The sequence below is a fragment of the Anaerolineae bacterium genome (assembly GCA_013178165.1).
Lineage (GTDB): Bacteria > Chloroflexota > Anaerolineae > Aggregatilineales > Ch27 > Ch27.
On the sequence record JABLXG010000007.1, the window covers coordinates 126,439 to 135,632 of the forward strand.

At 62.9% G+C, this 9,194-nt stretch carries 6 protein-coding genes; 1 reads left to right on the forward strand and 5 read right to left on the reverse strand.

Annotated elements, in window-relative coordinates:
- Positions 1 to 44: 44 nt before the first annotated feature.
- From HPY64_07805 to HPY64_07820, 4 genes are all read right to left on the reverse strand, one after another.
- On the reverse strand, positions 45 to 1,361 hold the full coding sequence (locus HPY64_07805) for a DUF3048 domain-containing protein (GenBank protein ID NPV67033.1): 1,317 nt from the start codon (positions 1,359 to 1,361) through the stop codon (positions 45 to 47).
- Positions 1,362 to 1,476: 115 nt separating this feature from the next.
- A complete protein-coding gene (locus tag HPY64_07810) occupies positions 1,477 to 1,839 on the reverse strand; it encodes a YrdB family protein (GenBank protein ID NPV67034.1) in 363 nt (120 codons plus the stop codon).
- A 54-nt stretch (positions 1,840 to 1,893) separates the two neighbouring features.
- On the reverse strand, positions 1,894 to 2,952 hold the full coding sequence (queG, locus tag HPY64_07815; protein ID NPV67035.1) for a tRNA epoxyqueuosine(34) reductase QueG: 1,059 nt from the start codon (positions 2,950 to 2,952) through the stop codon (positions 1,894 to 1,896).
- Between the two features lie 12 nt (positions 2,953 to 2,964).
- Positions 2,965 to 5,103, reverse strand: coding sequence for a tetratricopeptide repeat protein (locus HPY64_07820; protein ID NPV67036.1), 2,139 nt, complete (start codon positions 5,101 to 5,103; stop codon positions 2,965 to 2,967).
- A gap of 149 nt (positions 5,104 to 5,252) precedes the next feature.
- Here HPY64_07820 and HPY64_07825 point away from each other — a divergent pair, with 149 nt between their 5' ends.
- Entirely contained in the window at positions 5,253 to 5,963 is a 711-nt protein-coding gene (locus HPY64_07825) for a hypothetical protein (GenBank protein ID NPV67037.1), read from the forward strand.
- 94 nt (positions 5,964 to 6,057) lie between these two features.
- Here HPY64_07825 and uvrA read toward each other — a convergent pair whose 3' ends face one another.
- Positions 6,058 to 8,970 carry an excinuclease ABC subunit UvrA gene (gene uvrA / locus HPY64_07830; protein NPV67038.1) on the reverse strand — a complete coding sequence of 971 codons (2,913 nt, stop codon included), beginning with the start codon at positions 8,968 to 8,970 and terminating at the stop codon, positions 6,058 to 6,060.
- Positions 8,971 to 9,194: the final 224 nt, after the last annotated feature.

Sequence of the window (9,194 nt, forward strand, 5' to 3'; positions counted from 1 at the left end):
GGTATTTGCCGGGCGTTGTCGTCTACGCATTTTGATCCGCCAGTTCAACCGCCCTGCGGGGCAGGAGTCGGAGTCCACAGCTTTGGCGCGGCTACAGTCGCGGTAGCGTTCATGTCGCCCAGTTCCTGACTGATGAACACGCCCGGCATCCCCTCCCGGACAATCTCGAACCAGGTGGTGCCGGGGTGCAGTGGAATCGGCGTGTTATCGCCCCAGGTGAGCTGCAAGCCCATGCTCTCGTCGCGGGCGTGGCGCTGCCACCAGCCCTGGTAGACCAGACCATCACGGAAGATGTACGCCTGCCCAACGTCCCAGAGCTGGATTTCCAGCGAGTTGGCTTTGCTTTCCGGCTCAAAGAGGTCGGGGCGCTCGGCGTGGGGCACGGCCAGCACCACCACATTGTTGGCGCGGAGTTGCTCACCGGTCAGCTTGTCGAGATGCGGCACACCGGAATTCCAGCGGTAGTAGTAACCATCTTCAGCGTTGTACTGCCAGGTCACGTCCGTCTCCCCCCACCAGTCGATGAACACCTGGTTGGCGGGCGAACCACCCTCCACCGGCTCCTCGCGGAAGGCCAGGCCGCGCACCAGCATCCCCGTGTTGACGCCGCGCTCATCAGCCTTCTTCCAGATCTCGTCCAGGTTGGCGAAGAGTGTGTGCTCAAAGGCCAGCCCTTCCTCCGGGAAGCGGGCGAACATCGGCTCATTGTCGCCCAGATGCGGGGAGAAGACCCGCCAGCGCCATTCCGCGTTCAGGATCATCTGCCGGATCGGGTCGCTGGAGCCGCTGTAAGCAAACAGGGCGCGGAACATCGGCACAAGTTCCAGGTCGATCAACCGCCCGCTGCGGACCGAGCCAACGTGCGTGGCGCTATGGCTGCGGAAGATAGCGGCGAAACGGGTCACCCCACCTTCCGCCTCGTACTCAAACACAATGTCAGCCAGACTCAGACCGCTCTGGGGACGCACCACCGGCGGCCAGTTGGAGATTTTGACGATCAGAGGACGGCGGGCCATCGAGGCCTCATCCGGGTATGGCAGGCCGGTCAACGGATTGATGCCCTCCGGGTAGCTGTACGGGCCGATCGGCGTCGCAGTGGGCGTTGGCGTGATGGTCGGGGTGAATGTTGGCGTCGGCGTATCCGAAGGCGTCGGGGTGACGCTCGGCGTGTATGTCGGCGTGAAGGTAGGGGTATTGGTCGGGATGGGGGTATTGCTGGCGGTCGGCGTCGGGCTGGGCGTGTTGGTCAGCGGCGGCGTGCCGGTGATGACCGGCCCGGCAGCCAGTGGTGCAGCGCCCCCGCCAAGCATCATCACCCATCCCAGCAACGCCAGCAGCAACAGCGAAATGATTCGTTTCATCCAGCAGCTTTCCTCTTCAAGCCCCCCAGGTTCACAGCAGCGCCTTACTATACCGGAAAAGGCAGGGGTGATCCAGCGTCAAACTGAGCCTGATTCTCTACGCTGGCCATGAATGTCATCGCTGCGATAGCAGCCAGCGGACGCGATCGTAGGACACCAGATAGTGCAGGACTACCAGTGCGCCGAGCGCGCCCGCCGCTACTGGTTGCCCGGCAGCGACCAGCGATCCCACCCCACCAGCGAAGAAAAGCGCTTCCAATAGCAGCCGCACCCGGCCACTAACAGCGACCGGTGCTGCTTTTGGATCGCCCGGCACGCGGAAGACGCCCCACAACGCAGCGGCGATGAGCGGTACGCCTAGCCCCAAAATCGCACGCCAGGCCCCTTCCTGCGTCGTCCAACCCCAGACACCCATCCCGGCCAGCGCGGCCAGTTCCAATAGAAAGCGCAATAGCAGATTTGCCGGATGCTTGCTCATGGATCTCTCCTCTACCTCTGCAATGCGAAGTGTGTATCGCCTGTGTGGCTCCGGTCAGGTGCTCCGCGCCAGCGCCCAGGCAGCATGTTCGCGCACCAGCGCCGATTCGTCACTCAGCAACCGCTCCAGCAGCGGAACAGCGTCCGCGCTACGCCAGTTGCTCGCCGCCACACACGCATTGCGCACCAGCCGGTCCCGCCCGATGCGCAGGATAGGCGATCCGGCAAAACGCTGGGCGAACGTTTCCCCCGTCAAGACCAGCAGATCGACCAGCGGCGGAGCTGCCCGGTCAATACTCACCGGCAAAAAGGCCCGTTCTGCGGTCTCCAACGCGAAACGGTTGAACGGGCAAACTTCCTGGCAGACATCACAGCCGTAGACCCAGTTGCCCAGCAGCGGACGCAAATCGACCGGGATCGCCCCCCTGTACTCGATCGTCAGGTAGCTGATGCAACGCCGGGCGTCCAGCAGACGCGGTGCGGGAAAGGCCTGGGTCGGGCAGGCGGTCAGGCAGCGGGTACACCGCCCGCAGCCAATACCGCCCTGTTCCGGTGCAGGATACGGCTCGTCGTAGTCGTCAAAGGCCAGCGTGGTGATGATCTCGCCGAGGAAGAAGTACGATCCGCGGCGAGGATGAATCAGCATCGTATTCTTGCCGGTGAAGCCCAGCCCGGCCTGAACGCCATAACTGCGCTCCAGAATGGCCCCGGTGTCTACATACACGCGGCAGGCGATCTCCGCCCGTGTCTCCGCCCGCAGCCAGTCGGCCAGCGCCTGCAGGCGCGAGGTCATGATGTCGTGGTAGTCCGCTCCCCAGGCGTAACTGGAAATCCGTCCGCGCGCGGGATCAGCCAGAATCTCCGCCGGCAAAACAGTATGATAATCCAGGCCGACCACGATCAACGACCGCGCACCGGGCAGGATCGCAGTCAGATCGCGGCGGCGGAGTACACGGTCAGGGCGGGCCATATAGCCCATCGTGCCGTGATAACCGGCCTCAATCCAGCGCAGGTAGGTTTCGAGTTGTGGAGAGGGAACAGCAGGGGTGATTCCCACCAGGTTGAAGCCCAGTCCGGCGGCCTGTTCCTTGACACGTTGCGCCCATCCACCCATGGCATCACCGGCTCAGACAAGTCGGCTGTACGCCTGCTCCGCGATCTTCTGCTCCGGCGCGTGAAGGATGCCAAACAGACGAACCGATTCCTGTAGCAGTTTGCGTGCCCGGCCATGCTGCTGGCGGGAAAGCGCCAACAGGCCATGCCCCAGATAGGCATGAGCCAGATCGCGCCGGGCGCCAATCGCCTGGGCGCTGAGCGCGGCCTGTTCGTAGCTGGCCTCAGCGGCGGCGGCCTCCCCCATTTCGCGCTGCAGATCGCCCAGCCGCCACAGCGTGCGCGCCTGCGTGGCGCTATCCCCGGCTTCCCGGCTCAGGTTGAGGGCCAGTTCGTAATGAGTCTGCGCCTCCCGGAACTTACGCTGGCGGGCCAGCGTCTCACCCAGGTCGCTGTGCAGGACGGCTTCCCAGCGGCTTTCCCCCAGTCCTTCCAGGCTGCGCAGCGCCTGCTGGTGATTCCGTTCTGCAGCGGCGAAGTCGCCCAGCCGGGCGCAGGTCAGGGCCAGGTTGTTGCGCTGAACAGCCTGCACCAGAGGAACACCCAGCGACTCGCTGATCTGCAAGGCCCGTTCCAACGCGCTCTGTGCATCCTGCAGGCGGCCAGTGAGCATGTAGAACCAGCCCAGGTTGCCCAACCGTAGACTCTCCGCCATACGGTCGCCGGAAGCCCGGGCGATCGCGATCGCTTCCTGGTAAAACGCCTCAGCGGTCTCGACATCTCCGGTTTCCGCGTACATATTGGCGACATTGGAAAGCACCAGCCCGCGTGTGGGGGCATGCTTGACATGATTCAGGGCGACCAGTGCCTGTTCATAGAGCGTCAACGCCTGTTTGGTATCGCCGCGATCTTTGAGCAGGTTGGCGATGTCACACAGCAGCGGTGCCAGATAATGTGCATCGCTCAGTTCCTCGAACAGAGCTGCAGCTTCCCGCCAGGCCTCAAGGGCGGCCTGCACCTCTCCATGCTGATGCTCCAGCCGCCCCAGGTAAGTCAGCGTGCGGGCCAGGACCGCCTTTGCCCCGGCGCTCCGCGCCTCGCTGGCAACAGCGCGGTATGTTGCCAGCGCTTCCTCCGGCGCAACTTCCTGCTGCACCCGTGCCAGTTCAAGCTGAAGCTCAAAGCGGTCGTCCAGCGGTGTTTTCTGTGGCAGGTAACTGAGCCCGGTCTGCAGGTGGCCGATCGCCAGATCATGCTTTCCCAGCGCGCGGCAGGCCATGCCCAGCAAGCCATGAGCGCGTGTGATCTGCGCTACCAGGCCAAGGTCCTCGGCCTGTGGGATGGCCTGCTCGGCAAAGCGGATGGCATCTTCATAGCGGCCAATCTGATAGCTGATATCGGCGCGCTGCAGCAGGTAACGCACATATTCCGCCGGCTTCAGGCGCAGGCCGGACTTGAGCAGAGCAGCGGCGCGCTGGTACAAGCGCTCAGCTTCGTCCAGTCGCCCCTGGCCGACGTAGCGCTGAGCCAGCACCATGGCCCATTGGACTTCCTGCTCGGCATTGCCAAGCGCGTGGGACAGGCGCAATGCCTGGACGATCCAGCGATGGCCTTCCACTTCGCGCCCCACGGCCAGCGCCGCCTTACCCAGCCGCCCCACAAGCGCCGGCAACTGGTGCCCGGTGAGCTGGTTAGCCTCTTCAAGCAGGCGGTAGGCGTAGCTAGCGCTGTTGTCTTCCAGGTAAAGGTCACTCAAATCAGCCAGAATGTGGGCGGTCAGGTGTGAGTCAGTGCCCTGACGGGCATAACTTAACGCCTCTTCGAAGACTTCCTGAGCCGCCCGGCGCTCCCCCTTTGCCTGCAAAAAATGCGCCCGGTCGTTAAGCACCGCTGCCAGCAGGACGGCATTGCCCTGCTCGCGGGCGATGGCCAGCGCCTGCTCAAGCGCCTGCTCCGCCGCCGCCCACTGTTTGCGCTCCGTATGCAATACACCGAGATGACCGAGGGCAGTTGCTTCGGCTATGCGATTGCCAGCGGCGCGCGCTTCTTCCAGCACAGCCTCGAATGTCCGCCTGGCTTCCTCATATTGTCCCTGCTGGCGCTGGCGGGTGCCATTCAGCAGGATGTTTTGCCAGCGCTGCAGGTCGGTCGCTGGCGCAGGCGCTGTTCTGTCCAACCCCAAAAGCACATCAACGAATTTGCGAAAACTCATGCTCTCCCTCTTGCCCCAGCCAGCCAACGCTCCCTGGAAGGCTAATTATAGCCCATTACCCGGTGGCAACCGACAATCCCGTTGACAGCTGGCCTGCAATCGTCCTATAATGAACACAGATTAGAACATAAGTTCTATTGAGGTGACCGATGGCTATTCCCATTGCGCGTCATAGAATCCGGTTCCGGCGCGGGCTGGGCGGGTTTCTTGTTCTGCCCCTGGCGCTAGCAGCTTTTGAGCTGTTCAACTTCGCAACGACTGAATACGCCCTGCAGAGTTTCTTTGGCGACCATCAGGCGCTGGGCGCACTGAACTGGGCGACCATCCTGGCGCTGGCCTTCTGCGCCATTGATTTTGCCGGCCTCTCGCGGCTGTTCACGCCGGGGACGGACTGGCGTCGCGAGCCGCGGACCGTCTGGCTGCTGACAACGGCCTGGTTCCTGGGCGCAGCGATGAACGCCATTATGACCTGGTGGGCTATCACCAGCACGCTCAGCGAGAACCCGGCCCTCGGCAACGAGGTGATCACCCGCGCCCAGCTTCTACGCACGGCGCCAATCCTGATCGCCGCGCTGGTCTGGCTGACCCGCATCGCCCTGATCGCCAGCCTCGCCAGCAGCGGCGATCGCCTCTTCAGCCCGGCGAGCAGCGGCCGCACGGTTGACGGCGCCGCCAGGCCAGTCGAAGCAGCACGGACGAGCGCCCTGCCCGGCGGCGCCCCCCGCCGCGAGTACAGCGACCGATCGCGGGCCTCCTCGGTGCGCAGTATCCCATCTCCGGAGCCAGCCACCGCACCGATCGGCACCTACGGGCACCGCGTCGCCACCACTGAAGAACTATCTTACGTCGATCTGGATTGAAGGCGCCCGCCCCATCAAAGGCAACGCGGCGCCCCTGCCCTGGCCCGGCGAACCGGATCGGCAGGCAGCGCCGCGTTATGCTTTTCAGAGGTGATCAATCAGCCGGGCAGTCGCCGCCACGTCCGTTGAGATACTCCCGCAGGAACTGGCCGGTATAGCTGTGCTCGTTGGCCGCCACCTGCTCCGGCGTCCCCTGCGCCACAATCTCGCCACCGTCGTCGCCGCCCTCCGGCCCCAGGTCAATCAGGTAATCGGCGACCTTGATGATGTCGGGGTTATGCTCAATCACCACCACGGTGTTACCCTGGTCAACCAGCCGCTGCAGAACCTTGATCAATCGGGCCACATCCGCCGCGTGCAACCCTACCGATGGCTCGTCCAGCACATAGAGCGTCCGGCCGGTGGCCCGTTTGCTCAGTTCGCGGCTCAGTTTGACGCGCTGGGCCTCGCCGCCGCTAAGCGTTGTGGCCGGTTGGCCGATACGGATGTAGCCCAGCCCGACCGCTTTGAGCGTGCGCAGTTTACTGACAATCGCCGGGATGTTCTCGAAGAATTCCAGCCCTTCACTGACGGTCATGTCCAGCACTTCGGCGATGTTCTTACCCTTGTACTGGACCTGCAACGTCTCCCGGTTGTAGCGCGTCCCGTGGCAGACATCGCAGGGCACGTAGATATCCGGCAGGAACTGCATGCTGATCAGCAACTGGCCCTGCCCCTGGCAATTCTCACACCGCCCGCCCTTGACGTTGAAGCTAAAGCGCCCCGGCGTATAGCCGCGTACCTTGCTCTCCGGCAACTCGGCGTACAAGGCCCGGATCGCATCGAACATCTTGGTATAAGTGGCCGGGTTGCTGCGCGGTGTCCGCCCGATCGGACTCTGGTCAATATTGATAACCTTGTCGATCTGCTCCAGACCCTCGATCGTGTCATGGTCACCGGGCCGTTCCCGGCTGCCATGCAACACCTGGGCTAACCGCTTGTACAGAATCTCCACCACCAGCGTGCTCTTGCCGCTGCCGCTGACGCCGGTCACACAGACCAGCTGACCCAGCGGGATATCCACATCGATGTTCTTGAGGTTGTTCTCCCGTGCGCCGCGAATCGTGATCCGGCTGCCAAGCCCCTTCCGCCGCTGAGCAGGCACAGGAACGCATTTGCGCCCGGAAAGATACGCGCCGGTCAGGCTGTTGGGGTCCTGCAGAATCTGCTCCAGCGTGCCCTGAGCCACCACCTGCCCGCCATGCTCACCCGCCCCCGGCCCCAGATCGATGATCCAGTCAGCGTGGCGGATAGTCTCATCGTCATGCTCAACCACCAGCAGGGTATTGCCCAGATCGCGCATCTCCTCCAGCGTGCGGATCAGGCGCAGGTTGTCGCGCTGATGCAGGCCGATCGTTGGCTCATCCAGCACATAGAGCACGCCAGTCAGGCGGCTGCCGATCTGTGTCGCCAGGCGGATGCGCTGCGCCTCCCCGCCGCTGAGCGTGCCTGAAGCCCGCGAGAGAGTCAGGTAGTCCAGGCCGACATCGACCAGAAAGCCAACCCGCGACTCAATCTCCTTGAGAATCTGGGCAGCAATGCGCAGTTCCAGATCGTTCAACCGTGGCGGCTGGCCATTTGTCCCCCGCAGCGCCTGCACCCAGGGCAGCAGGTTCTTAACGGTCATCTGCGTCACCTCGACGATACTACGACCGTCCACTGTGACCGCCAGCGCCTCCGGACGCAGTCGCTTGCCCTGGCAGGCCGGGCACTTCACGCCAGACATCAGCGCCTCATATGCAGCGCGCATGTAGTCGGAGGTGGTCTCGTCATAGCGGCGTTGCAGCGTCTTGATCACACCCTCCCAGCGGCCATGATACTCCCGTGTATAGCCCTGAGCTGTGGTGAAGGAGCGCCGCACCGGGCGCGTTGGCGAGCCATACATCACAATGTTGCGCTGCTCTTCGGTCAGTTCTCGCCAGGGGCGCTTGACTGGCACGCCAAGCTGGACCAGAGCTTCCAGCATCCAGCGCACCGTATAGCTATCGGTACTGCTCCAGCCAGGAGCCTGAATCGCCCCATCCGCCAGCGACATATCGCCGTTAGGGACGATCCGATCCGGGTCGAACTCCAGCCGCATTCCCAGTCCCTGGCACTCTACACAGGCCCCGTTAGGGCTGTTGAAGCTGAAGGTGCGCGGTTCCATCTCCGGCAGGCTGCCATGGCCGTTGACACAGGCCAGATGTTCGCTGTAGAGGGTATCCACCGGGTTAGCCGGATCAGTCACATCGTTGATGATGACCACACCTTCGCCATGCTTGAGCGCTGTCTCGATTGCATCGGTCAGGCGACTCCGGGCGGCGAGGGCCTCTTCCGACTCTGGATCGTCAAAACGGCGGGTGATCAGGCGGTCCACCACGACATCGATCGAATGGTTCTTGTAGCGATCCAGATCGATGTCTTCATTGACGTCATGGATTTCCCCGTTCACCCGCACACGGACAAATCCGGCCTTGCGGATATCCTCAAAAACGCGCTCATGGCGCCCTTTGCGGTTCTTGATCACCGGCGCCAGGATCTGGATACGGCGGTCAGGCGGCAGCGCCAGAACACGATCGACGATTTGCTCAGCGCTCTGGGCCACCACTTCCTGACCGCAAACCGGGCAGTGGGGGATGCCAATACGGGCGTACAACAGACGGAGGTAGTCGTAGATTTCGGTGACTGTCCCGACAGTCGAGCGCGGGTTAGCGCTGACACCCTTCTGGTCGATCGATACCGCCGGGCTGAGGCCCTCGATCTGGTCGACATCGGGCTTTTCCATCTGGCCCAGGAACTGGCGGGCGTAGGCGCTCAGACTTTCCACATAACGTCGCTGACCCTCGGCGAAGATCGTATCGAAGGCCAGGGAGGACTTGCCGGAGCCAGAAAGGCCGGTAATGACAACCAGTTTGTCACGGGGAATATCTACGTCAATATTCTTGAGGTTGTGCTCGCGCGCGCCGCGCACGATGATCTTGTCCTGCATGTTGCCACCCGCCCTGTCGCCCCCGAAGAATCGCATAGCACTAACGTTCTATTGTAACACGACTCGATATCTTGAACAGGGCAAATGGTGAGTCTAACTAGGGCAATCGCATGTGCTTCTCTAATCTGGGCATAGCACGCGGAATAGATAGTCATTGTCCCAGCCGGCCATCTTGCGTTTGGCCGCGATACCCACTTTGACGGATTTATCCTGTTTGAGCAGGT

Excerpts from the sequence above, each read along its gene's own strand:
- HPY64_07805 (NPV67033.1), bottom strand. The coding sequence starts at position 1,361 with ATGAAACGAATCATTTCGCTGTTGCTGCTGGCGTTGCTGGGATGGGTG.
- HPY64_07810 (NPV67034.1), bottom strand. The coding sequence starts at position 1,839 with ATGAGCAAGCATCCGGCAAATCTGCTATTGCGCTTTCTATTGGAACTG.
- queG (NPV67035.1), bottom strand. The coding sequence starts at position 2,952 with ATGGGTGGATGGGCGCAACGTGTCAAGGAACAGGCCGCCGGACTGGGC.
- HPY64_07820 (NPV67036.1), bottom strand. The coding sequence starts at position 5,103 with ATGAGTTTTCGCAAATTCGTTGATGTGCTTTTGGGGTTGGACAGAACA.
- HPY64_07825 (NPV67037.1), top strand. The coding sequence starts at position 5,253 with ATGGCTATTCCCATTGCGCGTCATAGAATCCGGTTCCGGCGCGGGCTG.
- uvrA (NPV67038.1), bottom strand. The coding sequence starts at position 8,970 with ATGCAGGACAAGATCATCGTGCGCGGCGCGCGCGAGCACAACCTCAAG.